A 25,764-nucleotide genomic window follows, 5' to 3' on the forward strand; every position below is an offset into this window, starting at 1 on the left:
CATCTACGAATATGTAAAGGATGAAAGTCAGACCAAGACTCTGAAAGCAACGGTGTATCATAAGGTAGCTGGAGAGATCAGAGCGCAAAATGAAATAACCAAAAAAGTCTGGGTTAATAGTACGGATAACATGCTGAGTACGGCAGGAGTGACAGAGAACAGTTATGAGGGATATAAACTGGGCCAGATCACAGTAGCCGGTGCAGTAGTAACCAGCCTGCCAGGAAGCGTAGCCAATGAAACAGAAATCATCTACGAATATGTAAAGGATGAAAGTCAGACCAAGACTCTGAAAGCAACGGTGGATTATCAGGTAAATGGAATTGTTCAGATCTTAGATCAGGTGAACTTGGCAAGAGATATCTGGATTAATGATACAGATAATACTTTAAGCACAAGTAAAGTAATTGAAAATCATTATGAGGGTTATGAACTAGAGAAGATTACAGTTAATGGTGAAGAAGTGGAGGTTCTTCCTGCAACTGTAAATCATGGTGATAAGGTGTTATATATCTATACTGAGAAAGCACCAATAACTATTTCTTATATTGTTGCAGACGGACAGAATTCCATGGGTAGTGTTACCAGAGCTGAAGAATCGGTTAAACCTGTATCTGGAGAGGCAAAAGGTTCAGAGGCTGTTCCTAATGAAGGATATAAGTTTGTTGGTTGGACCAAGGCAGCTTCTGAGGATATAGTATCAACTGATGAATTATATACACCTTCTAGAAATACGAATGGAATTTATGAAAGTACCACATATATTGCTCATTTTGCAATTCGTGGAGATTTGAGTTATGAAGTTAATTATTACTATGATGGTTTAAAGGACAATAGTGTACAAAAGCAAGATGCGGTATTTGATGAAAAAATTCCTTATGTCAGCGAGTCACCTCATATTCATAAAGGCAAAAATTATGTACTGGAATATGTGGATGGAAGCGGAAAAAAGGTAACTATGAATGCAGACCAGAATATCGTGAATGTATACTATGTACTGGATGAAATTGGCGAAGAAGATCCTGAGAAGCCGGATGGAATCCCGGATAAGTATCAGGTGACATTTACCTATGTTGCTAATAGTAACGGAAGCGTAAGTGGAGCTGTGAAAGAAGTTGTAACAAGGCCAATGAAATCTGACGAAACTTATGATATGGAAGCAGCAGTTCATCCAAGGGTCAATGTGTCAGCTAACGCAAATAATAGATATGCATTTGATAACTGGAATGTAAGCGGAAGTACTGAATTGGTATTCCAGAACTCAGACCAGTTAAGAGCAGCTTCTTTTGTACGTGACACTACCTTTGTTGCCAATTTCAAATTCGTTGGCGGTGGATCAACGGGTGGAAGTGGTGGCAACTCCGGAGGAGGAGGTACCTCACCTAATCCAGGCACGCCATTCGTACCGGGAGGCCCTGGCGCATTGGTAACCATAGATCCAGGACAGATCCCATTGGCTAATTTACCAGAAGAAAATGCAGCAGATCAGCTCGTTTTAATTGAAGACGATCAGATCCCGCTGGCAGGACTTCCAAAGACTGGTGACAGAAATGTGATACCAAATCTTGCCGCAATTATATCCGGAGTTTTATTAGCAGCATACGCTATGATTACTGGAAAGAAAAAAGAAGAGAACTAATGATTTGACAAAGAAAGGCTCTGCGGAAATTGTCTCCGCGGGGCATTTCCTTTTGCTCAGGTTTACATTTGAGTCAATGTTACACATATACCTCACAATCATCAATTTTTGGGAAATTATAACGAGATTTTATGGTAAAATAAGGCGAAAATTTGAAATTTATGTGATATAATAGCTAAAAACAAGCTTCTGTCAGAGAAGCCAGAGTCAGGGGGTAATACAGTTGGAACACATCACAATCCACATGTTCCGCAAGTTTGCTATTTATTATCAGGGAAGGGAAATAACCCGTCCGCTTTCCAAGTCACCGAAAAGCATTTCTCTGCTTAAATATTTGATTTTAAACAAGGATACGCCTGTATCCATCAGCAAGCTGATTGAGGTATTTTGGAATGAAGAAAGCGGTTCCAATCCGGAAAGTGCCTTAAAAACCCTGATCAGCCGCACCCGGAAGGTTCTTTCCAAGGAAGATCCCAAGCTGAGAGACTGCATTGTTACAGATAAGGGCACTTATCAGTGGAAACCTCCCATTTCCTGCGAGATTGATGTATTTGCTTTTGAAGAGCTGTGCCAGAGGATTCTGACATACTCCTGCGAGGGGCCGGGGTGCAGAGATCAGTTCGGACAGATTCTTCAGCTGTACAGGGGTAATCTGGAGACATCCTCTTCAGAAGAATGGCTCAGAGGATGGAGCATATATTATCAGGAGATGTATTTGAAGCTGGTATTCCGTTTTATTGATTATCTCAAAGAGGGGAAAGATTATGAAGGGGTTATTAACATCTGCCGGAGCGCCTTAAATATTGATCCTTTTGATGAAACCCTCAATCTGGAGCTGATGTATGCTTTAAAGGAGACCAGGCAGAATAATGCTGCTATGATCCATTACCGTCATGCCACCAATATGTACGATAAGTATTTAGGACTTGGACCTACTGAAAAGATGCTGGAATTCTACACCCTTTTAACCAAGTCTGATGCAGGCATTAAGGACAATATGGATACCATAAAAAGCAACCTGCTGTCCCAAAATCCGGATGACAGGGCCTTTGTCTGCGATTATTACATATTTAAGGATATTTATCAGATCCAGATACGGAATGCAGAGCGCTGGGGTGTGCAGATGTTTCTGGCTATGGCAATGGTGGAACATGTGGAACCGGGAGAGGAGTTTACTCCTTTAGTCCTGGACCATATCATGCAGGATTTGCTCAAAGTTCTTATCTCCAACTTAAGAAAAGGTGACATTATCACCCGTTACAGCCCTTCCCAATTTGCTGTCCTTCTGCAAATGTCTTCCCAACTGGATGGAGATATGGTCACAGAACGCCTAAGGGAGAGGTTCCAGGAGATTAATTCCAATCTCTGTGCCAGGCTGGTTTTCCAGGTTGACCCTGTTATAGAAGAAAGGCTGATGCAGTCTCATTGGGCTTAAATGATTGGAAATAAAACATCAATACAAACACTGGAATAATAGTAAAATAAATTGACAAATTATTCCAAATAAGATAAATTTATAGTATATAAACCAGCTTGTGATCTGATTGTTTCTCATATCCAGGCACCCTTTTAGCCGGAAAAATAACTACTTGAGGTGATTGACATGAATATTCGTACAATTCTGCTGACTGGGGCAGGCCTGCTTTTGCTGGCTTTGGGAGCTATCGGCGTTTTTTTGCCTGTACTGCCTACCACCCCTTTTGTGCTGGCCGGTGTAGGCTGTCTTAGCGGTACGCCCAAGCTTCGGGCCAAGGTCCTGCAAATTTCCTTTTTTCGTGAATATTTTGAAAACTATCAGAACCGGAATGGATTATCTACAAGGATCGTGATAAAAAGTCTGGTCTATCTGTGGGGAATGCTGATTATCTCCATGGTTTTGTCCGGAAAGATCTGGGTGATCTGTCTGCTTCCCGTCATCGGTATTTGCGTGACTTGGCATATTCTGTATATGGCAAAGCCCAGAAAAAAGGAGAAAAAATAGGCTCTGGATAAGATCGTGTGTCTGTACCCGTAAACGGTTTACATATGAAAATATGAAGCCCGCAAATTAAATAAAGAAGGGAGAGTAACGATGGAAGAGTACAAAAAATTGACAAATGAGGTTGGGGCTCCTGTTGCTGATAATGAGAATGCCATTACTGCCGGTCCCCGGGGTCCGGTGGTGATGCAGGATGTATGGATGATGGAAAAGATGGCTCATTTTAACCGTGAAGTCATTCCGGAGCGCCGTATGCATGCCAAAGGCTGGGGAGCCTATGGAAACTTTACTGTTACCGGAGATATTTCACAGTATACCAGGGCAAAGGTGCTACAGCCCGGCAACAAGACGGATGTGTTTGTCCGCTTCTCCACAGTTGCGGGGGAGAGGGGAGCAGCTGACTGTGAACGTGATATCCGCGGATTTGCCTGCAAGTTCTACACCGAGGAAGGAAACTGGGATCTGGTAGGCAACAACACTCCCACATTTTTCATTCGTGACGTACATAACTTCGCTGATTTAAACCGTGCCGTTAAGAGAGATCCCCGGACCGGACGCCGCAGCGCTCAGAATAACTGGGATTTCTGGACCTTGCTGCCTGAGACCTTCCACCAGCGGACCATCGTTATGTCTGACCGTGGAATTCCTGCTTCTTTCCGCCATATGCACGTTTTTGGAGAGCATACATTCAGCTTTTACAATGATAAAAATGAAAGAGTATGGTGTAAATTCCATTTCCATACCCAGCAGGGAATCAAGTGCTTTACAAATGAAGAGGCTGCCAAGATTAATGGAATGGACCGTGAGTATCATGGAAAGGATTTATTTGAGGCTATTGAGAAGGGAGATTACCCCCGCTGGACCATGTATGTGCAGATCATGACTGAGGAACAGGCTAAGAATCATTATGAGAACCCCTTTGACATCACCAAGATCTGGCGCCACAAGGAGTTCCCGCTGATTGAGGTGGGCGTTCTGGAGCTTAACCGCAATCCGGAGAATTATTTTGCAGAAGTGGAGCAGTCAGCCTTTACGCCTGCCCATGTAGTTCCCGGCATCGGATTTTCACCTGACCGCTTCCTTCAGGGAAGGCTCTTTTCCTACGGCGATGCACAGCGCTATCGTCTGGGAGTAAACCACAACCATATCCCCGTAAACCGCGCCCGTGTGGAGGTCAACGAGTATCATCGTGACGGCGCCATGCGTACAGATGGAAACTACGGCGGTGCACCGGCTTATTCTCCTAACAGCTACGGCTACTGGACGGCACAGCCTGAAGTGTCCGAACCTCCCTTAGAGATTGAAGGCGCTATGTGGCGCTATGATCCAAAGGATGATCCAACTGATGACAATTTCCGGGCAGGGGGAGACTTGTGGAGGATTCTGACTGAGGATAAGAAAGAGCTTCTCGTCGGAAACACAGCGGCAGATATTGCTCCGGTTACGGACAACATCAAGTACCGTCATGCAGTACACTGCTATCTGGCAGACCCGGAGTATGGAGAGAGAATTACAGAAGCTATAGGGCTTGATATGGAAAAGGTAAAAGAGCTTTCCAAGCTGGATAACAGAGGATTGATTGAGGCGACTCTTTCCGAGACAATGTAATCAGAGAACAATGAAATAAATTTATGAAAAAAAGGGCCGCAATTCATCAGATCAAATATTCCTGATGAGCTGCGGCCCGCCTTTGTTTCCTAATATCCCACTTACGGGTAAATTTATGATTTACATTTATGCGATTAGGTGATTGATAGATTCCAGTTCATAAAGTGTGAATGGATCAATGTCTATGCATTCACTTGGATTTCTATCTCCGGATATATCCCACGCCAGAGTATCATTTAATATGGTACACGAGTCTTTAAATATTCGGATATCTTGCAATTGCTTAAATATTCCGCCCTGTAAATCTTTTGCTGCATCATATTCCACTATCTTACCATCATCAAAAAACACTTGTACATGGTAGTTGTCTAATGGTATTACCTGAACAACTATGGGGAAATAATCTTGCATATTCACACCTCCTAAATTAATGGATTAATTCTATTCAGTGGCTTTTGGTCCTTTGTGAGTTCCCAGTTTTGCATTAATTCATCCTGATGGATTGTACACCACGCAAGTATTAAACGCAACTGCTTATTGGGTAATGAATAATGTCAACCAATGCCTTATTGCCGTTGTACTCGGCGTGAAAATGTGGCGGCATATGATCGTTATAGTACATGGTTATGCGTATACCATAAAATAACGATATCTCAGGCATTTTATAATCACCGTCCTTTTAGATACTATATCATGAGTGTATAACGATATGCAAGATTGAGTAAAGTAAAGAATATTGGCTAAATCATTTTAACATATGAAGCTTTATAGGCTTCCAAATGATTTTTTTTATCAGGAAGAAGCGAAATAATGTTGTATTTACAACGTAAGTTTTAATGAAAATTGTGTAAAATAAAGATTACAAGAAGTAAAACGATTCCTTTGACCTACAAAGAAAAGGCGGTGAATAATATGAATGAATCAATCAACCATAAAGTGACCCAGCTCACAGATTTGCTGGAAGCCCATATCACGGGAAATCTATCCGTAGAAGAGGCCCAAAAGAAGGTGCAGCAGGAATATACAAAGGTGACGGCAGACGAGCTGGCTTTGGCTGAACAGGAACTGACAAAGAGGGGGATTAAGGATTCCGTTGTTTACGACAATATGGAATCATTTCTGCTCATATTCCAGGATGTGTTAAAGGCTCCTGATCTGCATTTGGCGGACTGGCACCCTATCCGCACCTATCAGAGAGAAAATGAGGCGGTGGAAGGGCTCCTTAAAAAAGCGGAAGGCCTTTCCCGCAGCCGGTTTGTATTAAACCAGTGGGCAGAGATCATAGAAGGTCTGATGCAGTATGAAATCCACCTGTCCCGTAAGCAGAACCAGCTGTACCCGGCTTTTGAACGGCAGGGCTTTGACAGGCCATCTAAAATCATGTGGACTTTGGATGATGCAGTTCGCAGCGCTTTCCGTGAAGCAGCAGGCTTGTTACATGACGGGAAGGAGGAAGCATTTTTATCCCAGTATGACAAGGCTGTAACCTTGCTGAAAGAACTGATCGAAAAGGAAAATGTGGTACTGTTCCCTGCGGCAATGGAAATGATCCGGACCAAAGAGTTTCTTGCCATCAGGCAGGGAGATGACGAAATCGGTTACTGCCTCATCGATCCACCGCCCCAGGCTCCGGTGGCCCCGGAAACGAAAAATACAGACAAGGCTGGGTCCGGGGAAGCCGGATTTATGAAAGACTTGCAGCAATTGCTTCAAAAGCATGGAATGGGTGCTGCATCAGAGGAAATGGATGTGCGCCAGGGAAAGCTGACCCTGGAACAGATTAATCTGATTTTCCGCCATTTGCCCATAGATCTTTCCTATGTGGATGAAAATGAGCTGGTGAGGTTTTACAGCGATACCAAGCACAGGGTATTTCCCCGCAGTCCGGGAGTCATCGGACGGGACGTGAAAAACTGCCATCCCCGTGAAAGCGTTCATACGGTGGAAGAAATCATCAGGGCATTCCGGGAGGGACGCGAGGATGAGGCGGAATTCTGGCTGGAGATCAACGGAAAGTTTATCTACATCTATTATACGGCAGTCCGGGATGATGCGGGTAACTTTAAGGGAGTGCTGGAAATGATGCAGGATGCCACTCATATCCGGAGCCTGGAGGGAAGCCAGCGGCTTCTGACCTGGGATTCTAAGGGCCATGGAAAAGTAAAAGCTGATACCGGTTCTGAAGCTCCTTATGAGAGCTCTCACGGATTTAATCCTGGGACAACCATTGGAGAAGCCATAAAGAGGTATCCGGCTCTCCGCAACTGGCTTCCTACCTTATCTCCTCAGTATAAAAAGCTGACAAATCCTCTTGCTTTTAAGGCAATGGCCAATATCGCAACTTTGGATATGGTGGCACAGAGGGGCGGATTTACTGTCAATGAGTTGATACGGGAACTGGACCAGTGGGCGGATTCTCAGACGGAAGAAGAAAAGTGAAGTTTTAGAAAGATGCTGTAACATTCTGATCATAAAAGATCAGGGGCTGCTGCAAAATGCAAAAGTTCAACAAGATACGGTTCCTGGCTGCTTAGTCAACGTCAATATCCTGTATGAAACATTCATTTTGTAACAGCCCCAATTTTTTATCTGGATTTTCTATGTATTTATGCCTTACTCTTAATAAATACAAAATTATTCTCAGTGGAATGCTTCTCTGAAAAGCTATACCCAAGTTGATTAAAGGACTTTATTTTCTCCGGAACCGTGATACCATGTTCCGCCAGGAAACGCACCATCTGTCCCCTTGCCATCTTGCACAGCGTTCCTTTTTCCACTACCTTCCCTTCCTTCAATTCCCCGAAGGTGCAGGTGAGAAAACGGGTGGTTCCCGGCAAGTAGGGAGTTATTGTCTTGCTGTATTCCTTGGAGGCTAAGTTGAGGATGAAATCAGTTTCTTCCAAAAGCTGCCTGGCCGGTTTATCTCCCCAATAGGTATACAAATCTTTACAGCCGTTTATGGACAGTCTGGCCTGCATTTCCAGCCGGTAGGGAGTCACGCCGTCAAAGGGACGGAGGAGTCCGTAGAATCCGGACAGAATGCGCAGATGGCGGCTGATGAAATCAAAGTGGCCATCCTCAAATACGCCGGGGGCCATGTACTGGTACTGAATGCCCTCGTAAGCCAGAAGGGCGGGAGTTAAGCTGTTATGTAAGTCCATTTCTTTCAGACGGTTTACATTCTGTGAGGTGATGGAATCGTTACATCCCCATAAAGCCTTCAGAGCCTGAGAGTCCATTCCCTGAAGGCGTTGTTTGATTATCTCCGTTTCCGGCAGGAACTGAGGCAGGCTGTCAGCCTCCAGGATGTCGGTGTCTTGGTTCATTTTCTTTGCGGGAGATATGATAATTCTCATGGTATCCTCCTGTTTTTCTGTCAGGCGTAAAAAAGAGCCTGCTGCGGATTGTGACCGTAGACAGGCTTTCAAATCAATACTGTTAAGAATTCTTCATGACAATGGTTTCCATTGCATCAGCCACGTCCTCACAGGCATCGCAGCAATCCTCCAGGCGGTCAAATAATTCGCTCCAGACAGCAACTCTTATGGGATCGCTTTCTTCCTCGTAAAGCTTGCGGACAGCGCTTATATAGATAGAATCGCCTTCTTCTTCCATGGTGTTCACTCCGATAATATTCTGAATCAGAGTGGTGGATTTGTGGAAGTTAGGGAATTCTTCAACTGTCTTTTGCAGCGCCTGGCAGCAGCGGAGAATTACATCGGAAAATGCCAGGGTTTCCGGGCGGATTTCCTTGATGTTATACATGTACATACGGATCAGGATATCGTCGATTTTATCGGTCACATTGTCAAGCTGGTTGGCAATGAGAATGATATCCTCTCTGTCAATGGGAGTTACGAATTCCTTGGACAAACGCTGCATCATTTTGTGCTTTAATTCATCCTCTGCATGCTCGATGTTGTGCATTGCCATTCTCTGGTCAGACAGTGTTTCCGGGTTGTAGCTTTTTAATACTGCCTGCAAATGCTCTGCTGCCTGGCAGGAAAAGCTTACCATGTCAATGAAATCATTGAAATAAGGGTTCTGTTTCTTCTTCATATCGTTTTCGTCCTTTACAAATTCGTTGTTACAGCACTGCTATGAAAAGCTTTGCCATAATAAATCCGATGAAACCGCAGCCCGGGAAGGTCAGCACCCAGGTAAGAATCATCTCGCCAACCACACTCCAGTCTACGCTGCGCAAACGGTGAGCTGCGCCCACGCCCATGATAGCAGTGGTTTTTGTATGTGTGGTAGATACAGGTACGCCGGAAAGAGAGGAAATTAAAAGACAGCCTGCTCCGGCAATGTCAGCAGAAAATCCCTGGTAGGTTTCCAGCTTCACCATATCCATGCCAACGGCTTTGATAATGCGGTAGCCGCCGATGGAGGTGCCAAGTCCCATGGTGACGGAACACAGCAGAATGAGCCAGAAGGGGATTTCAAAGGAAGTGGTGTTGGCTTGTCCTTTGGCAAGAGCCATACCCAGCAAAAACACTCCCATAAATTTCTGTCCGTCCTGGGCGCCGTGCATGAAAGCCATGGCAGCCGCTCCCCCTATCTGAGCCTTTTGGAAAAAAGAGGTGCTTTTTCTCCGGTCTTTTTTGCGGAAAATGGCTTCAATCAGTCTGACTACTGCAAAGCCCATACCAAAGCCGAGGAAAGTGGAAAGCACTAGTCCGTACAGAACCTTGATCCATTCGCCGCCGTTGACGCCGGAAAGTCCGCCGTGCATGGCAATGGCAGCACCCGTAAGTCCGGCAATTAAGGCATGGCTTTCGCTGGTGGGAATGCCAAAGAGCCAGGCAGCCACAGCCCAGAGCACAATAGCCACCATGGCAGCGCACAGAGCAATGAGGGCATCGTGGGCATTGCTTCCAAAGTCAACCATATTGTATATGGTTTGTGCTACCGTTTTGTTGACGGCAGTCATGACTAGAATTCCAAGGAAATTAAAAACCGCAGCCATAAGAATGGCGGGGCGGGGTTTCATGGCCCTTGTGGAAATGGCTGTCGCTATGGCGTTTGGAGCATCTGTCCAGCCGTTTACCAGAACAACTGCCAGGGTCAGAATTACTGTAATCAGCAGAGCCGGATTTTCCATGAGTTGGGATATAAAACTTGTAAAGTCGATCATCCATCGTTCTCCTCTGTATTTTATTGAGTTCGACAAATAGCATTGTGTTCAATGCATATTCTATAGCATTATACATGATTTACAAAACAAATTCAACACTTGACTTTTTTTAAAAATGTTTTGCATTTTGCACTGGTAAAAGCTATACTTAAACTAAGAAAGCAAAGGCGTTTTTCCACAGGGGGAGAATGCCTTTTTATATAGGAAGAAGGAGGATCAATATGCCTATTAACAATCGTGCAAGTACGGGGATTTCCGGTCTGGACCAGGTGATTGACATGCTGCGGCTGGGGGATAACGTGGTCTGGCAGGTGAGCACTTTGTCTGAATATCAAAGAGTTGTAACTCCCTATGTCCGCCAGGCCAGACAGGAAAACAGGCGTCTGATCTATATTCGGTTCGGCAGTCATCTGCCTCTGTTAGAGGAAGAAGAAACGGACCGTTTGTATGTTCTCGATGCGTCGAAAGGATTCGAGGATTTTGCCACAAGGGTGCATCAGATTATTGAGGAGGAGGGAACCCAGGTCTTTTATGTGTTCGACTGTCTCAGCGACTTGCTGGAGCACTGGTATTCTGACTTAATGGTTGGCAATTTCTTCCGCGTTACCTGCCCCCTTCTTTATAAGCTCAATACAGTGGCATATTTTGCCTTGATGCGGGGGACCCACACCTACAACACCATTGCCCGGATCAGGGAGACAACCCAGCTTTTGCTGGATCTATACCGCATTTCAGGAAAGTCCTATATCCATCCCCTAAAGGTGTGGGAACGGTATTCGCCCACCATGTTTTTTCCCCATTTAATCGACGGGGACAGGGCGGTTTCGGTTACGGCCAGTGCTGAGGCAGCCACCTTATTTTCCGGTCAATGGAGGCCCAAGCAGGCCCGGGATTTCTGGGAAAGCACTTTGGACCGGGCAAGAGCCGCTTTAATGGGAGGGCCCAGGGAGCAGGAGCAGATGAAAAACCTGCTCATCAGCCTGATCATGGGAAGGGAAAATGCCATTGCAAAGCTGGCAATCCGGTATTTCACCCTGACAGACCTTTTGTATGTGGCTTCCAGGGAAATCGGAACCGGTTACATTGGCGGAAAGAGCGTGGGATTTCTTCTGGCCCGCCGCATCCTGGAACACGATGCGTTCGATACGCTCCATGAACAGATGGAGCCTCATGATTCCTATTATCTGGGCTCAGATGTTTTTTATACTTATATTGTGCAGAATAAGTGCTGGAATCTCCGCATGAAGCAGAAAACTCCCGAGGGCTATTTCTCCCTGGCCGGGGCTCTTCAGGAAAAGCTGCTCCAGGGGAAATTTCCGGAAAATATACGGGAACAGTTTATGCAGATGCTGGAGTATTTCGGCCAATCGCCTATTATTGTGCGTTCCAGTTCCTTGCAGGAGGACAATTACGGCAACGCCTTTGCGGGAAAATACGAGAGCGTTTTTTGTGCCAACCAGGGCTCCCCTGAGGAGCGGTGCCGGGAATTTGAGCAGGCGGTACGCCGGGTTTATGCCAGCACCATGAATGAAAATGCCCTCCGCTATCGTCTGGACCGGGGGCTGGAGAATAAGGATGAGCAGATGGCTGTTTTGGTACAGAGAGTTTCCGGGGACCACTACGGAGACTTATTCTTCCCTCATGTTGCAGGGGTTGCCAATTCTGTCAACTTATATCTTTGGGAGCAGGGGATGGACCCTTCTGCCGGTATGATGCGGCTGGTGTTCGGTTTAGGCACCCGTGCGGTGGAACGGGTTTCCGGGGATTATGCCAGAATTGTGGCCCTGGACAGACCTGAAAAGAATCCGCCGGTCAATTACGGGGAAGAGGCAAAGTTTTCCCAGCATAAGGCTGATGTGCTGAATTTAAGAGAAAACCGGATGCAGGTGGTTCCTGTCAACCGGATTGCGGCGGGAGATTTAAAAACGGACAAGACCTTGTTTTTCAGCCCGGACCGGGAGCTTATAGGCCGCATGAGGGAGATGGGGCAGACTCTTTCCGCCCCTCCGGTGATCACCGATTTTCCGGGACTCCTTGGAAAAAGCACCTTTCCTCAGATTATGCGCCGGATTTTATCTAAGCTGCAGCAGGCTTATGCCTATCCGGTGGATGTGGAATTTGCTGTTAATTTTACGAAAGACGGGCAGTATAAGATCAATCTTTTGCAGTGCCGTCCCCTTCAGGCAAAAGGCCTTGGCGCGGCAGTGTCCTTATCCTCGCCGAATGATGAACGGATTCTTTTGCAGACATCGGGGAATTTTATGGGCGGGAATATTCATGTTTCCATTGACTATGTGATCTGGGTTAAGCCAAAGGAATACCTGGCTTTGACGGAAAGGGAGAAATACCAGGCCGCCAGAACCATCGGCTGCCTCAACCGGAAGCTGGGCGGGCATCAAGTGCTTCTCATCGGCCCCGGGCGTTGGGGGACTACCACTCCTTCTCTGGGAGTTCCTGTTCATTTTACGGAACTGAGCCGTATGACAGCCATCTGCGAGGTGGCTTACCATGATATGACGCCGGAGCTGTCCTTTGGAAGCCATTTCTTTCAGGACCTGGTGGAATCCGGCATCTTTTATGCGGCTGTCCACGGGGGAAGTGAGGAAGGAGAGTTCCATCCGCAGCGGCTTCCTGCCGGGCAGGAGGAGGGCGAGCTGTGGGAAGGATGTGATTCCACGGTGCGCCAGGCCCTGTATCTGGCAGCTACGCCGGGGCTGTGTCTCCATTCTGACATTGTAAGCCAGTCGGTGCTCTGCTATTTTGAGGATGAGCAGAAAAAATAGACTTGTGGTGATAAATGTGGTATATTATGAAAACAAGAAGACATAAGCTATATTATGTCATATGATGCAGTATTTTACAGAAAAAAAGCGCTTACTGTAACCGCGAGTCAGCAAGAGCTTGGGAAAGTGCGGCAAAAAGAAAAACGGAGAAATCAGGAGGAACATATTAAAATGTTCAGGGAAATGCGTAGAAAAAAGCAGGAATTGGCCCAGGAGGAATGCGTAAAAATTCTGAATAAGGGAACTTCAGGAGTGCTGGCTGTATCAGGAGATGAGGATTACCCTTATGCTGTTCCTCTCAGCTATGTGTATCATGACTTGAAAATTTATTTTCACTGTGCCAAAGAGGGTCACAAGCTGGATGCCATTGAACGAAATGAAAAGGTGTCTTTTTGTGTGATCGATCAGGACCGTGTGATTCCGGAGGAATACACCACATATTTCAGGAGTGTAATCGCCTTTGGGAAGGCCCGTAAAATTGAGGATGAGGAAGAAAAGAGAAAAACTCTTGAAATACTGGCTGTTAAATATTCCCCTGACCAGGAGGGGCTCTCAAAGGAAATCGACGGACAGCTTAAACGGGTCACTATGGTGGAGTTATCCATAGAGCATATGACCGGAAAAGAGGCCATTGAACTGGTGAGAGAGCACGCCCGGGAAAAGTAATACGGGTTTTTTACAGTCAGATACAGAAGGAGAATACAATGGATAAACAGGATTTGAATTATAAGGAGTATGTGGAAATCGCGGAAGGGGTCTATTGGGTGGGCTTTTTTGATGAACGCGCAGGTCTTCACTGCAATCCTTATTTGATTGTTGACGGCGGGGAAGCGGTTCTCATCGACAGCGGAAGCCGGGAAGATTTCAGTACAGTCATGTTAAAGGTCATGCGGACAGGAACGATTCCGGGACAGATCAAACGCCTGATTTACCAGCATTATGATCCGGATTTATGCGGGAACATCCCTCATATAGAAACCCTTATTAACAGCAGGGACTTAAAAATCATTTCCCATTATGAAAATAATATTTTTATCAATTATTATTCCATGCAATCTCCTAAGCTGTGCATTGAACAAATGGGCTTTCACTATGAGTTTGGAAATGGCAGGCGTCTGGAGTTTATCCGGACTCCTCATTCCCACTCTCCGGGCAGCTTTGTTACATACGACACAAAGACGAAAATATTATTCAGCAGCGATATTTTTGGAAGCTATGACCATGACTGGGATTTGTATACCTTGATCGGAAGCCAGTGCATGGATTGTGAGCCTGAGATGATCTGCCCTGTGACACATCGGTTATGCCAGATCAAAGGGATCATGAATTTTCACAAGAGGACTATGCCGTCCAAGAGAGCACTGCGGTATGCGCTGGAACGGATTGAAGAACTGGATATTTCCATGATCGCCCCCCAGCACGGCAGCCTTCTTGACACTCCTGAAGCTCAGAAGGCCGTAATCAAGAGGCTGAAGGAACTGGAAAACGTGGGAATCGACTATTTTCTCAAGGAGGAAAGACCATGAGACGGGCGGATGCCATTATGCTGGGAAGCCAGATCATAGTGGAGGATTCGGGTACAGATGAACACGTCAAGCTTTTGCTTGAAAATTTTGCAAAACAGGTGGATAACCATATTCAGGCTGCACTGGTTTCAGAGATCATGGAGCGGTATGTGGAAGTGTCAAGAGAGCTGGAGGTAAAGAGCCGGGAGCTGGAAAAACGTGATGCAAAGCTGAAGGAATATAACCATCACTTAGAAGACCTGGTCCGGAAAAAGGTGAAGGAGGTGTCTGCTTCCCAGATGGCTACCATTCATGCTCTTGTAAAGCTTTCGGAATCCAGGGATGATGAGACGGGAGAGCATATTGTCAGAACCTCCAGCTACTGCCGGTTTATGGCGGAAAGGCTTTTGGAAATGGGAGTCCATGAGGAGGAAATTGATTCGGGATTTGTTGAGAGCATTGCTCAGGCCAGCCCTCTTCATGATATTGGAAAGGTGGGAATCCCCGATGCCATTCTCTTAAAGCCGGGCAAGCTGACTCCTGAGGAATTTGAGATCATGAAAACCCATACCACAATCGGGTACCAGACTCTTTCCAGCATTGATAAAAAGGATTCCGGCAGTGCCTTTATTAAGGTAGGGATGGAAATTACACTCGGTCATCATGAAAAGTGGGATGGAAGCGGGTATCCAAGAGGCTTGAAAGGGGAGGAGATTCCCATATCAGCCAGAATTATGGCCTTATCGGATGTGTATGATGCCTTGCGGTCAAAGCGGGTGTATAAGGAAGGCTACAGTCATGAAAAGAGCATAGAGATCATCTCTCAGGGCAGAGGCAGTCACTTTGATCCTCTTTTGGTGGATGTCTTTTTGAAGAATAATTGTGATTTCCGGGATATATTTGATGAAACGTAAAAAAACGTGTTTTCTGGTTTGTTCCGGAAAACACGTTTTTTTATGTAAGTGTGATTATAAAATGCCAAGGAATTTCAGGATAATGGTAATGACCATCATGCTGACAATAATAAGGGCCGCATGGCTGCCGTTTGTTTTTTTAAGGACACGGTAAACTACGATTGTGACCAGAAGACTTAAGAATGAAGGCATGATGATATCCAGCATTTCCTGAAGCTTGATGACATTTCCTCCGATTTCACCGGTAACCGTGGAGCTTACGGCGATTTCCAGGGGCGTTTTGACCTTGATTACCGTGGCGATCAAAGAACCCACAACCATCAGTCCCACCACGTTTGCCATGGTTGAGATCCGCTGGATCATGTTGTTTTCTTTGTTGTTATTTAAGAACTCAATCCCCTTTTTGTAGCCGTAGATCACAGCGTAATACCGGCCGATCATGTTGACAATGTTGTATAATATGAACATTAAAACCGGTCCAAGGACGCTTCCGCTGAGGGCTAAGGAGGCTCCGATACTTCCTACAATGGGAACCCAGGTAAACTTTACAAGGCTGTCGCCCAATCCGGCCAGGGGACCCATAAGTCCTGTCTTTAAGGGATTGATGCCTTCTTTTTCATCGGGGCCTGTGGATTCTTCCATGGCGGCTGCCAGTCCTAAGATGGCTGCGTCTCCGTTTACATGGGAGTTGTAGAAAACAGCATGGCGTTTCATGGCTTCGGATAAGTCCTGTTTATCAGGATAAATCTTTTCCAGGGCAGGGGCGATAGCGCGCATGAACCCGACTCCCTGCAAGGTTTCGTAATTTAAGGTGATTCTCATGGTATTTAGGCGCATAAACATGATCCATAAGTCTTTTTTTGTCAATTTCTGTTCCATTATAAATCATATCCCCCTTCCTCTGAGCTTTGAGGTGCTTCGACTGCGGCTGTATTTTTCTGGGTAGCCAGATCGTATAAGTAAGCAATGACAAGAGCGATCAAGGTGATGGGCAGGATTGCCAGACCTAAATAGGAAGCCAGCACAAAACCAAAAATCAGGAACATCCAAAACTCAGCTTTTTTGATCATGGCCATCATCAACAGGGCAATGCCGACAGCGGGAATGATCTTGCCGGAGGTGGCTAATCCGTCAATGATGACCTTTGGAAGAGAATCCACCAGGGACTGAATGGCGCCTGCGCCAAAACGAAGTGCGATAAAGGTGGGGACGGAACGGGCTAAACCTGTCAGGATGGCAGGAGGATATATCAGCCATACAGTACCTTTTACATCGGCGTTTTCAGCCAGACGTGCGGCCCATGCGTTTAAGGAGCAGTTGACCGTCTCAATAAGCACCAGAAGCTGCTGTGCTAAGAGAGCGGTGGGAACTGCCAGTGTGACGGCTGTTGCAACCGTGGTTTCCAAATCAGCTCCGCCCCGGCTTGCGATAGCGAGAGAGGTGCTGATCAAGGTTCCGGTAATGATGTCCGGGGCCATGTAAGCGCCTACGTTTCCGATTCCCATCCACATGATTTCAAGAGTGGCTCCGATTGCCAGACCTGCCTGGACATCTCCCATAATAAATCCGATGATGGTGGCAATTAATAAGGGCCTGCGGAAAAACTTTGTGCTGACATCATCAATACCGATGAAAAATGCCACTATGGTTATTAGAAATGTGGTCATATTACAGTACCTCCCTCATCTTGACTGCGGCATCGCTGGGAACCATCTGAATCTCTACGTCCATGCCGCCTGCAATCAGTTTTTCGAATGTTTTTCTTTCTTCCGGTGTTAAAAAAACAGCTCTTGTCACCTGGGCACGGTCTGCATTTCCCCTCATACCTCCTACGTTCAGCTTTGGAATGGAATAACCTGCATCCACCAGCTTTTCTACATCAAAGGGAGATGCAAACAGCAGCATGGTGTTTCTGGTAATGGGGTTTTTCTGAATAATCTCCAGGAATTTCTCCGGCGCGAAGATGTGGAGCTTGATGTTGCTGGGGGCGCTCATTTTCAGGACGTTTGACTGGATTTTATCCTGCTCCACTGCTGCGTTCAAAATAATGATCTGTTCAATTTTATGGACATTTACCCAGGTGGTAACCACCTGTCCGTGGATCAAACGATCATCGATTCTACAAAATTTCACACTCATCTTCATCTTTCCTTTCTTTGAATAATTCCGTCACGTTGGTAAATCCGTTGTGGTAGGTTTCCTCTAAGGATTTTGCGATTTCTTCCAGACTCCGCTCCCGGTTCATCAAAAGATCAACCAGCAAGGGGAGATTGAGGCCGCTGACCACCAGCACATTTTCCTCAGTCAAAGCCAGGCGTCCGCTGACATTAGAGGGGGTTCCTCCCAGAATGTCTACCAGAATAACAGTTCCTGCGCTGCGGTCCAGACTGTTGAAGATTTCTTCCATCTGCTTAATTGCATCTTCTAAGGTGAAATCCATGGACACGGTCAGAATGCCGCAGTTTTCCTGTTTGCCTACTACCATTTCCGCGCTGTCAAGAGCATACTTTGCAAGCTGTCCATGACTGGCGACGATAAAAGCTACCTGTCCCATCCGGCACTTCCCTCCTCTAAATAAATTTCTTTCATTGCATCAATTCGTTCCTTTGTCAATTCAAAATGTCGGATCATATAATCTTCAACAGAATCATAGAGCTCATAAATGCAGTCCATGCTGGCCTCAATGTATTCTCTTCTGGTTTCGATCATTGCCATGAGATAATCCAGATAATTCTGATTGGAGGTGAGTTCCCGGTACTGCTCATATTTTAACTGGTTCCGGTCTTCTCTTATGATTCCTGTAAGGATATAGTCTTCAATGATCTGCTCTCTTTTCACTCCCAGCAGCAGCAGGATCAGCATGGAACCAAATCCGGTCCGGTCCTTTCCGCCCCGGCAGTGGTGCAGCAGGGGAAGTTTATCAGGGTCTGCGCAGGCGTGGAGGAATTGGCCGTAAGCCTTTTTTGCAATCTCAGCAGTTACCAGATCCCGGTAGCTGAGAATTACCTTTTCCCCTTTTCCGTTTAAGTATTTTTCCTCTACCTCCCCGTTTTCTAAGGAGGTTACCAGCTTGACATTTTCGCTGTGCAGGTCAATGGCATTGGCCGCAGCTTCGGAAAAGCTTGACTGGGGATCGCAGTGAAGGAGATTTTTCACCGTTCCGATCTTTTTGTTGGGATTTATGGTGCATTCGTGGTCAGAGCGGTAATCGACAAGAGTGGTGATTCCTATGCGCTCCAGCATGGTGATATCCTCCGGCACTAATTTTGACAACTGGTCTCCCCGGTAAAGGAGTCCCCATTTGACGAATTTACCATCCTCGGTTTCATATCCTCCCATGTCCCGGACATTGATGGCCTCCTTTAGCTGAAGGACACGTTCTGAAAAGATATTTGTCTGGAAGTTCTCCGCCTTTATCATAAAATAATAGGGACCGTTTTCTGCAGGAAGGGTCAGGTGAAACACTCCGTTCCTGCTTTTTGCAGCAAGCTGGCTGATGGACTTTGCATCGGGCTTGCCGCCTATATATAACTGATAATCTGATGGGGCCACAGCTTCCAGAACAATCCTTAATTCATCACCTTCCCTTCGGACTGAAATGCCTGGAATTGTGTATGGTTGTTCATAAACTTTCACATCAAGCTCCTTTCTTTTGCTTTTAAATTGACTTTGTAACACCATCATATATCATGGTAATTATTTTTTCAATAATAATTTTCGGTAATAATTTTCATAATAAATCATTTTCATAATGAGAGGAGGGGAAGAAGAATGGAAGTTGTTTACAGTACACAAGAATATAGCTGAAAATTATTTTCTGATCTGAAATAATCTACAAAAAAAGTGTAAAAAAAATATTTATTTAGGAAGTATTAAACATAAAGGACTGAGGTTTTGAAGAAATAATAAAAACATCCGAAATCTTCTTGATAAAAGGAGAACCGGATGTTTTTTGGGGATTCATATGTCGTTGATGATCTCTCTGGTAGTCAGGAGAGAGGTACGGAACTGTTCATCCTGAAGCAGATAGGTGGTGATTACGTCAATTAAGTAGATGTTGGAAAACTGCGAATTTGCAAATTTTTCATTGTGGACGAACCTGGTATTGTATACGTGGAAAATCAGATCGCTTAACTTAGAAATGGGATTTTCCGAATAGCTGGTAATGGACACAATGGTGGCTCCCCTGGACTTTGCCTGTTCCAGAGTTTCAATGACGGAGCTGGTGACACCACTGTTTGAAATGGCAATGAAAAGATCCTCCTCTGAGCAAATGCTGGCCTGCATCAGCATCCATAGCGGATCGGAATAGCTCTTTACGGAAAGTCCCATTCTCATCAGACGGATGCCGAAGATTTCGGCGGTGATGCCGGAGCTGCTGGCTCCAATGAGGATAATGTTTCTGGCCGCTTTGATCAGCCTGGCAAATTCTTCGATTTTTTCCGTTTCGATCAGGTGCTGTGTGTTTTTGATCACGTTCTGGTAGTACACGAAGACCTCGTCGGCAATTCCGTTGGATTTTTTGTATTCTACGGGGGCGGACTGGGCGTTGATATGAAATTTCATGTCCGAATAGCTTTTACAGCCTATTTTTTTGACAAAGCGGGTAACTGAGGAATTGGAGGTTCCTATTTTTTGTGACAGCTCGGTGATGTTCATGTTTTGAAGCTGATGGCTGAAACGCAGGATATAGTCTGCTATTTTTTTCTCCTGTTTGGAAAAGCTTAAATAGTCCTTTTGGATATTGTTCAATATATTCATTATTTTACAGCCTTTCTTTTGTTTTTTCGATCAGAGTATGATGTAGATATTATACACATTTTTGAAAGTCATTACAAATTATTCTTGAAGGCAGTAATTATTTTCAGTGGGGGAGAGGGGCTGATTTGATTTTTCGTTCAACTGGAAGAAATAAAAAGAAAACATGGTTGCCAAACGTATGTTCTGGTGGTAAAATGAAATCAGGAAAGCACTCACGACAGGAGTGGAAGCCTCCCGAAGGTGTAATACCGGCTCGCCGGAATACATAGGAAAGGAGGCGGCGCCCATGACAGCATATGAAGTCATTACGATTTTTATCGAGATATTAGCTCTGTTAATATCTTTTGGCAGCTTGATTGTAGCGTTTCTTGCCTTTCTCGATAAGAGAAACAAGAGGAAATAAAAATGCCCACCCTGTCGGCAAACAGGGTGAGCGGTGTCCGTAAGGACATTTAGCACTTAACCTTGGGAGCATCCACTTTTGGAGTGGGTGCTTTCTTTTATATTTCTATTATAACCAATTTTCTTCTCCAATTCAAGTCATTTCTGTAAAATATCCGGCAATCATTATTTCTCAGGCCGGCCAGGGCTGATCCGGTCTTGACAAAGATGGGCGTTGGACGTAAGATGTACACATACCCCTATTGGTATGGAGGTGGAAACATGAAGCAATGTATGGATTCAGAAAATCTGCACCGCAGATTAAAAAAGATTGTGGGTCAGGTGCAGGCCATTGACCGGATGGTCGATGAAGACGTTCCCTGCGAGGATATTCTTTCCCAGATCAATGCCGCTAAATCTGCACTGCACAAGGCAGGACAGGTGGTGCTGGAGGGACATATCAGACACTGTGTGAGGGATGGGATTGAACACGGTGATGCGGACAGGACAATTGAAAATTTCACAAAAGCAGTGGAGCGATTTGCCAATCTTACTTAGTGCCAATGCATGAACAGCCATTTTTTCAATGGCTGTTTTTCTTTATTCTTCTTGACAAACCCATACCCCCTATGGTATCAATGTACATATACCCCTATGGGTATAAAAAGGGAGGTTTCTATGGATAAGATAATAGAAAAAATAGAAAGTTTTATGGAAGCAGGCGGTACAAAAAAGGACATTATTCTCCTGGCAGTTTCCGGGGCTGCGCTGCTGGTCAGCATTTTTGACTTGGTTCCTCTGCCCTTTGATGCAGCCTGGGTGGCTATTGTGCTGTGCGGAATTCCTATTATTCTGGAGGCGGTCATAGGGCTTATTACTGCCTTTGATATTAAGGCCGATGTTCTTGTTTCTTTGGCTCTGATTGCGGCAGTTTGTATTGGAGAGGACTTTGCAGCAGGAGAGGTGGCTTTTATTATGCAGCTTGGGGCCTTGCTTGAAGATTTGACCGTTGCAAAGGCCAGGGCTGGGATTGAAAAGCTGGTACGGCTGACGCCTCAGACGGCAAGGCTTATAAGGGATGGGCAGGAACAGATTATTCCGGCACAGAATGTACAAGTCGGGGATATTCTCCGTGTGCTTCCGGGAGAGACCATTCCGGTGGATGGGATTCTGTTGTCCGGTCAGACCTCTGTAAACCAGGCTGTTATGACAGGAGAGTCCCTTCCCGTAGATAAGGGGGCCGGAGATGAGGTGTCCAGCGGAACTTCCAATCAATTCGGGCATTTGAAATGAAAGCCTCCAGGGTAGGGGAGGACAGTTCTATTCAGCGTATGATTCGGCTTGTTCAGTCGGCAGATGCAGGAAAGGCAAAGATTGTGGGCATCGCAGACCGGTGGGCCACCTGGATCGTGGTGACTGCCCTTACAGTTGCTGCCCTTACATGGCTGATGACAGGGGAAGTAATCCGGGCTGTCACCATTATGGTTGTGTTCTGCCCCTGCGCCTTGGTTCTGGCTACGCCTACGGCAATTATGGCAGCCATAGGAAATGCTACGGGACACGGATTTCTGGTCAGGGAAGGAGATGCCCTGGAAAGGCTGGCTCTTGTTTCTAAAATAGCATTTGATAAAACGGGAACTCTCACCTATGGAAATCCTCAGGTCATAAAGGTGAAAAGCATTTCGCCCCAGTATGGAGAACGGGATTTATACGGACTTATTGCCTCGGCAGAGCTGTTATCAGAGCATCCCTTGGGCAAGGCGGTGGTTCGCTGTTATAAGCAGGAGACCGGAAACTCTGTTTTGCCTGCGGAAGAATTCCAGATGATGCCGGGAGAGGGAGTGTCTGCTGTTATTGACGGAAAAAGACTTCTTGCCGGAAATGAAAAGATGATTTCTGCCAATGAGATGGTGCTTTCCGGGGAGTTGAAGAAAGAGGCGCAGGAGTATTTTTCACAGGGATGTACGGTCATTTATATTGCCGTTGATCAAGATATTGTCGGTTTTGTGGTTCTGTCGGATACGGTCCGGAAGGAAAGCCGGCAGATGATAGAGCAGTTGAAAAAATTAAAGCTGCAGCCGGTTTTGCTGACAGGGGATAACGAAAATGCTGCCAAGTCCATTGCAGGAGAGCTGTACATAGAAGAGGTATACGCAAACTGTCTGCCGGAGGATAAGTTGAAACAGATTGATGCCTTTCAAAAGGGCGGGGAGAAAATCTGCATGATCGGTGATGGGGTCAATGATGCTCCTGCCCTGAAAATGGCTGATGTGGGCATTGCCATGGGCGGGATAGGAAGCGATATTGCGGTAGATGCCGCAGATATTGCCCTTGTGGATGATGAGGTGAAGGAGCTGCCTCATCTGCTGGCCCTTTCCAGGAAGATGATGTCAACCATCAAATACAACATGGTGTTTTCCATGGGGCTGAATTTCCTTGCCATTGCCCTGGCTGTTTCCGGGACGCTGAATCCCGTTGCAGGGGCACTGGTGCACAATGCAGGCTCTGTTGCGGTGATTATTAATTCATCATTATTATTAAAGTGGAGGAAAAAAGTATGATTTTTAACGCAATCGGTATTATTATCGGGGCAATGATTTTGATAGGCGGTATTTATTATCTGATTAAGGAAAAGGAAGATGGGGAATCGAAAAAGATATATTCCATCGTATCGGCAGCAGGGGCTGTTATTGTGATTGGTATGGTATTGAAAATTTTAATTGCAGGCTGATGAATGATAGAGAGAATCGGCGCCCAAAAACTGATTTGAGGATTGGTAAAACTATGGTATACTATCTGGCAGAAGTACGCTGTTATTGTGTACAACATAAGATTATTTAAGAGAGGAAGTACCATATCATGAGCATGGCAGGCGGCAAACGGCCCCAGGCATATTTCAAATATCTTTTATCCCTTTTGTTTTTCGGTTCCAATGGAGTTGTGGCAAGCAGGATTTCCCTTAACAGCTATGAAATCGTCTTTTTCAGAACTTTGCTGGGAAGTTTATTTCTCATTGCAGTGTTCCTGTTTTCTAAAGGTAAAATACAAGGTTTTCAGAATAAAAAGCACCTGATGTTTTTAAGCATTTCGGGCGTGGCTATGGGAGTGAGCTGGATGCTGCTCTTTGAAGCTTATACCAAGATTGGGGTCAGCATGGCAACACTGGTATATTATTGCGGCCCTGTTATTGTAATGGCCCTGTCCCCTCTGATTTTCCATGAACGGCTGGGCATCGGCAGGATTGCAGGATTTGGAGTTGTTTTAGGCGGAATGCTTTTGATCAATGGAGAGGCCCTGCAGCAAAATGAATTTTCCTGGGGCCTCCTTTACGGAATACTTTCCGCAGTCATGTATGCTTTTATGGTTATTTTCAACAAAAAGGCCAAGAGCATCACCGGGCTGGAAAATGCCATGCTCCAGCTGATTGTCAGCTTTGTGACCTTGTCAGTGTTTATGGTGGCTAAGCAGGGATTTCCCATGGCTTCCCTGTCACAGAATTTGCTGCCTGTTTTGTTTTTGGGAATTGTCAATACGGGAATCGGGTGTTATCTCTACTTTTCCTCCATTGAGAAGCTGCCCGCCGGGACCATTGCAATTTTCGGCTATTTAGAGCCATTGTCAGCCGTGGTGTTTGCAGTGGCCTTTTTGCAGGAGAGATTATCGGTTGTTCAGATTCTTGGAGGAATCTTCATCATCGGCGGAGCAGCCGTTGGGGAATTGTCAAGCCTGAAAGGTTCCCGCTGAGATCCTGGTTACTATATAAAGTCCTTGCAGGAAACCAGCAAATCGATTTTTTTCCATTGGGTTTCTTCATCAATGCAGTTGCCTTCTTCCACGGAGGCAAATCCGCATTGGGGAGAAAGTGCGATCTTGTCTCCCACAACAGCCTTCGCTTCTGAATATCTTCTTTTAATGTCTTCCAGACTCTCTAATTCAGGATTCTTGGTAGAAATCAGACCGGCCACAAAGGTGGCGTCACTGCCCTTTAGCACAGTCCAGGGCTCAAAGGAGCCGGAACGCTCATCGTCATATTCCACGAAAAATCCGTCATAGGGAATCTGGCTGATGATGGGTGCTACCGTATCGTAAAAGCCTGAGAAAAGAGGATTTCCCTTAAAGTTGCCCTTGCAGAAATGAGTGGCAATTACCATGTCATCAGGTCTGCCTTCCAATGCCTTAGTGGATACGCGCTGGAACCAATCCAACACTTCATCTTTTTTATATCCCAGAGAAGCCACCTTCTGCAAAAATCTCTCATCAATCATATAAGTCCAGGAAGTATCGTCAATCTGAAGGTATCTGCACCCATGGGCATATAAATCCTTAATTGCGTTCTGATATGCGATGGCAATATCCTCAATCAGCTTCTCCACATCACTTCCATAGTAGGGAACTTCTTTAATACCAAGCTGAAGATAGTTGTCTACCAGAATCATATTGGGTCCGGAAATGCATTTCTTTGCTGTAATGCCGGGGTATTTCTGTGCTTCCCGGTGAAGAAAGTCATAGGCTTCAATCTCCGGGTGGGAGCGGTCCGGATTGTAGGAAATCTTTCCGGTTATGTAGCCCAGCTCAATGTGGTTGAGAACACCGTTGTGCTCTTTGGTTAAATGCTCTGTTGTAAAACCGTCAAATTCCTTGAGCCAGTCTAAGTGCCACCACCTGCGGCGGAATTCCCCGTCAGTCACAAATTTCAAGCCGTGGGCCACTTCTTTTTCAACCAAATCTGAAATTGCTTCATCCTCAATGGTTCTCAATTCTGCCAGTGATATTTCCCCGTTTGCGTATTGAGCTCTTGCTGTCTTTATCTGTGACGGTCTTAAAAAAGAACCGACAATATCGTATTTAATATTTAACATATCTTAATCTCCTTTTATCCGGAATTGTTTTGATCAATGCTTCTGCAGTGAATTATAAATCATCTTATCTGGTATGTGTTAATATATAAAAATTATAGTTTGCAATAACTTAAATCTATTGCCGGATTAGAGGCAGTTATAGATAATTCCTTGACAATCTGCATATGGCCTGATAAACTGATAACTAAAGTACCGATAA

26 protein-coding genes and 1 pseudogene are annotated in these 25,764 nt (G+C 45.5%); 14 read left to right on the forward strand and 13 right to left on the reverse strand.

Annotation, left to right across the window (positions count from 1 at the left end):
* The 4 genes from V7M78_RS10430 to V7M78_RS10445 all read left to right on the forward strand — a co-directional run.
* Positions 1-1,639: doubled motif LPXTG anchor domain-containing protein (locus tag V7M78_RS10430; RefSeq protein ID WP_333649179.1), on the forward strand; the 1,639-nt coding region annotated here is incomplete at its 5' end.
* 223 nt (positions 1,640-1,862) lie between these two features.
* A complete protein-coding gene (locus V7M78_RS10435; protein ID WP_333649181.1) occupies positions 1,863-3,074 on the forward strand; it encodes an AfsR/SARP family transcriptional regulator in 1,212 nt (403 codons plus the stop codon).
* A gap of 168 nt (positions 3,075-3,242) precedes the next feature.
* Entirely contained in the window at positions 3,243-3,620 is a 378-nt protein-coding gene (locus tag V7M78_RS10440) for a YbaN family protein (RefSeq protein WP_333649183.1), read from the forward strand.
* A 90-nt stretch (positions 3,621-3,710) separates the two neighbouring features.
* Positions 3,711-5,225: a catalase gene (locus tag V7M78_RS10445; protein ID WP_333649185.1), complete on the forward strand. Its 1,515-nt coding sequence runs from the start codon at positions 3,711-3,713 to the stop codon at positions 5,223-5,225.
* Between the two features lie 126 nt (positions 5,226-5,351).
* Here the strand turns inward: V7M78_RS10445 and V7M78_RS10450 are convergent, their stop codons facing one another.
* The 3 genes from V7M78_RS10450 to V7M78_RS21630 are packed head-to-tail and all read right to left on the reverse strand — an operon-like array spanning position 5,352 to position 5,886.
* A complete protein-coding gene (locus V7M78_RS10450) occupies positions 5,352-5,636 on the reverse strand; it encodes a DUF2442 domain-containing protein (protein ID WP_333649187.1) in 285 nt (94 codons plus the stop codon).
* Positions 5,637-5,647: 11 nt separating this feature from the next.
* Positions 5,648-5,755: a DUF4160 domain-containing protein gene (locus V7M78_RS21625; RefSeq protein ID WP_442914642.1), complete on the reverse strand. Its 108-nt coding sequence runs from the start codon at positions 5,753-5,755 to the stop codon at positions 5,648-5,650.
* Positions 5,746-5,886, reverse strand: coding sequence for a DUF4160 domain-containing protein (locus tag V7M78_RS21630; RefSeq protein WP_442914643.1), 141 nt, complete (start codon positions 5,884-5,886; stop codon positions 5,746-5,748). Before V7M78_RS21630 ends, V7M78_RS21625 begins: the two co-directional genes overlap by 10 nt.
* A gap of 251 nt (positions 5,887-6,137) precedes the next feature.
* Between V7M78_RS21630 and V7M78_RS10460 the strand changes: the two genes are divergently transcribed.
* Positions 6,138-7,664, forward strand: coding sequence for a PAS domain-containing protein (locus V7M78_RS10460; RefSeq protein WP_333649189.1), 1,527 nt, complete (start codon positions 6,138-6,140; stop codon positions 7,662-7,664).
* Positions 7,665-7,831: 167 nt separating this feature from the next.
* Here V7M78_RS10460 and yaaA read toward each other — a convergent pair whose 3' ends face one another.
* The 3 genes from yaaA to V7M78_RS10475 all read right to left on the reverse strand — a co-directional run bounded on the left by yaaA (position 7,832) and on the right by V7M78_RS10475 (position 10,362).
* Positions 7,832-8,581, reverse strand: coding sequence for a peroxide stress protein YaaA (gene yaaA / locus V7M78_RS10465; protein ID WP_333649191.1), 750 nt, complete (start codon positions 8,579-8,581; stop codon positions 7,832-7,834).
* 82 nt (positions 8,582-8,663) lie between these two features.
* Positions 8,664-9,284 carry a DUF47 domain-containing protein gene (locus tag V7M78_RS10470; protein WP_333649193.1) on the reverse strand — a complete coding sequence of 207 codons (621 nt, stop codon included), beginning with the start codon at positions 9,282-9,284 and terminating at the stop codon, positions 8,664-8,666.
* 28 nt (positions 9,285-9,312) lie between these two features.
* A complete protein-coding gene (locus V7M78_RS10475) occupies positions 9,313-10,362 on the reverse strand; it encodes an inorganic phosphate transporter (RefSeq protein ID WP_333649195.1) in 1,050 nt (349 codons plus the stop codon).
* Between the two features lie 221 nt (positions 10,363-10,583).
* Between V7M78_RS10475 and V7M78_RS10480 the strand changes: the two genes are divergently transcribed.
* The 4 genes from V7M78_RS10480 (at position 10,584) to V7M78_RS10495 (ending at position 15,564) form a co-directional block, all read left to right on the forward strand.
* Positions 10,584-13,145, forward strand: coding sequence for a PEP/pyruvate-binding domain-containing protein (locus tag V7M78_RS10480; protein WP_333649197.1), 2,562 nt, complete (start codon positions 10,584-10,586; stop codon positions 13,143-13,145).
* A gap of 171 nt (positions 13,146-13,316) precedes the next feature.
* Positions 13,317-13,811 carry a pyridoxamine 5'-phosphate oxidase family protein gene (locus V7M78_RS10485; RefSeq protein WP_333649199.1) on the forward strand — a complete coding sequence of 165 codons (495 nt, stop codon included), beginning with the start codon at positions 13,317-13,319 and terminating at the stop codon, positions 13,809-13,811.
* 38 nt (positions 13,812-13,849) lie between these two features.
* Entirely contained in the window at positions 13,850-14,671 is an 822-nt protein-coding gene (locus V7M78_RS10490; protein ID WP_333649201.1) for an MBL fold metallo-hydrolase, read from the forward strand.
* The gene (locus tag V7M78_RS10495) at positions 14,668-15,564 is read left to right on the forward strand and encodes an HD-GYP domain-containing protein (RefSeq protein ID WP_333649203.1); all 897 of its coding nucleotides are present in this window, start codon (positions 14,668-14,670) and stop codon (positions 15,562-15,564) included. Before V7M78_RS10490 ends, V7M78_RS10495 begins: the two co-directional genes overlap by 4 nt.
* Positions 15,565-15,618: 54 nt before the next feature.
* Here V7M78_RS10495 and V7M78_RS10500 read toward each other — a convergent pair whose 3' ends face one another.
* The 6 genes from V7M78_RS10500 to V7M78_RS10525 form a co-directional block, all read right to left on the reverse strand.
* Positions 15,619-16,443, reverse strand: coding sequence for a PTS system mannose/fructose/sorbose family transporter subunit IID (locus tag V7M78_RS10500; RefSeq protein ID WP_333649205.1), 825 nt, complete (start codon positions 16,441-16,443; stop codon positions 15,619-15,621).
* The gene (locus V7M78_RS10505) at positions 16,443-17,231 is read right to left on the reverse strand and encodes a PTS mannose/fructose/sorbose/N-acetylgalactosamine transporter subunit IIC (protein WP_333649207.1); all 789 of its coding nucleotides are present in this window, start codon (positions 17,229-17,231) and stop codon (positions 16,443-16,445) included. The genes V7M78_RS10500 and V7M78_RS10505 overlap by 1 nt, the downstream gene beginning before the upstream one ends.
* A gap of 1 nt (position 17,232) precedes the next feature.
* Complete coding sequence (locus V7M78_RS10510; protein WP_333649209.1) at positions 17,233-17,703, reverse strand: PTS system mannose/fructose/N-acetylgalactosamine-transporter subunit IIB; 471 nt, start codon at positions 17,701-17,703, stop codon at positions 17,233-17,235.
* Positions 17,684-18,118: a PTS sugar transporter subunit IIA gene (locus V7M78_RS10515; protein ID WP_333649211.1), complete on the reverse strand. Its 435-nt coding sequence runs from the start codon at positions 18,116-18,118 to the stop codon at positions 17,684-17,686. The genes V7M78_RS10510 and V7M78_RS10515 overlap by 20 nt, the downstream gene beginning before the upstream one ends.
* A complete protein-coding gene (locus V7M78_RS10520) occupies positions 18,106-19,200 on the reverse strand; it encodes a tyrosine-protein phosphatase (RefSeq protein ID WP_333649213.1) in 1,095 nt (364 codons plus the stop codon). The genes V7M78_RS10515 and V7M78_RS10520 overlap by 13 nt, the downstream gene beginning before the upstream one ends.
* 324 nt (positions 19,201-19,524) lie before the next feature.
* Positions 19,525-20,325 carry a MurR/RpiR family transcriptional regulator gene (locus V7M78_RS10525; RefSeq protein WP_333649215.1) on the reverse strand — a complete coding sequence of 267 codons (801 nt, stop codon included), beginning with the start codon at positions 20,323-20,325 and terminating at the stop codon, positions 19,525-19,527.
* Positions 20,326-20,611: 286 nt separating this feature from the next.
* Between V7M78_RS10525 and V7M78_RS10530 the strand changes: the two genes are divergently transcribed.
* The 5 genes and pseudogenes from V7M78_RS10530 (at position 20,612) to V7M78_RS10550 (ending at position 24,450) form a co-directional block, all read left to right on the forward strand.
* Positions 20,612-20,728: a putative holin-like toxin gene (locus tag V7M78_RS10530; RefSeq protein WP_333649217.1), complete on the forward strand. Its 117-nt coding sequence runs from the start codon at positions 20,612-20,614 to the stop codon at positions 20,726-20,728.
* A 260-nt stretch (positions 20,729-20,988) separates the two neighbouring features.
* The gene (locus V7M78_RS10535; RefSeq protein WP_333649219.1) at positions 20,989-21,264 is read left to right on the forward strand and encodes a metal-sensing transcriptional repressor; all 276 of its coding nucleotides are present in this window, start codon (positions 20,989-20,991) and stop codon (positions 21,262-21,264) included.
* Between the two features lie 468 nt (positions 21,265-21,732).
* Positions 21,733-23,264, forward strand: a pseudogene (locus V7M78_RS10540) (P-type ATPase); the annotation flags it as partial.
* The gene (locus tag V7M78_RS10545) at positions 23,264-23,437 is read left to right on the forward strand and encodes a hypothetical protein (protein ID WP_333649221.1); all 174 of its coding nucleotides are present in this window, start codon (positions 23,264-23,266) and stop codon (positions 23,435-23,437) included. The pseudogene V7M78_RS10540 and the gene V7M78_RS10545, both read left to right, overlap by 1 nt.
* 128 nt (positions 23,438-23,565) lie before the next feature.
* Complete coding sequence (locus tag V7M78_RS10550; RefSeq protein ID WP_333649223.1) at positions 23,566-24,450, forward strand: DMT family transporter; 885 nt, start codon at positions 23,566-23,568, stop codon at positions 24,448-24,450.
* An 11-nt stretch (positions 24,451-24,461) separates the two neighbouring features.
* On the opposite strand, the gene V7M78_RS10555 is transcribed toward V7M78_RS10550, so the two are convergent.
* Positions 24,462-25,565, reverse strand: coding sequence for a 5-methyltetrahydropteroyltriglutamate--homocysteine S-methyltransferase (locus V7M78_RS10555; RefSeq protein ID WP_333649225.1), 1,104 nt, complete (start codon positions 25,563-25,565; stop codon positions 24,462-24,464).
* Positions 25,566-25,764 lie beyond the last annotated feature (199 nt).

Origin of the sequence: Lacrimispora sp. (assembly GCF_036758025.1) — a bacterium.
Classification (GTDB): Bacteria; Bacillota; Clostridia; order Lachnospirales; family Lachnospiraceae; genus Lacrimispora.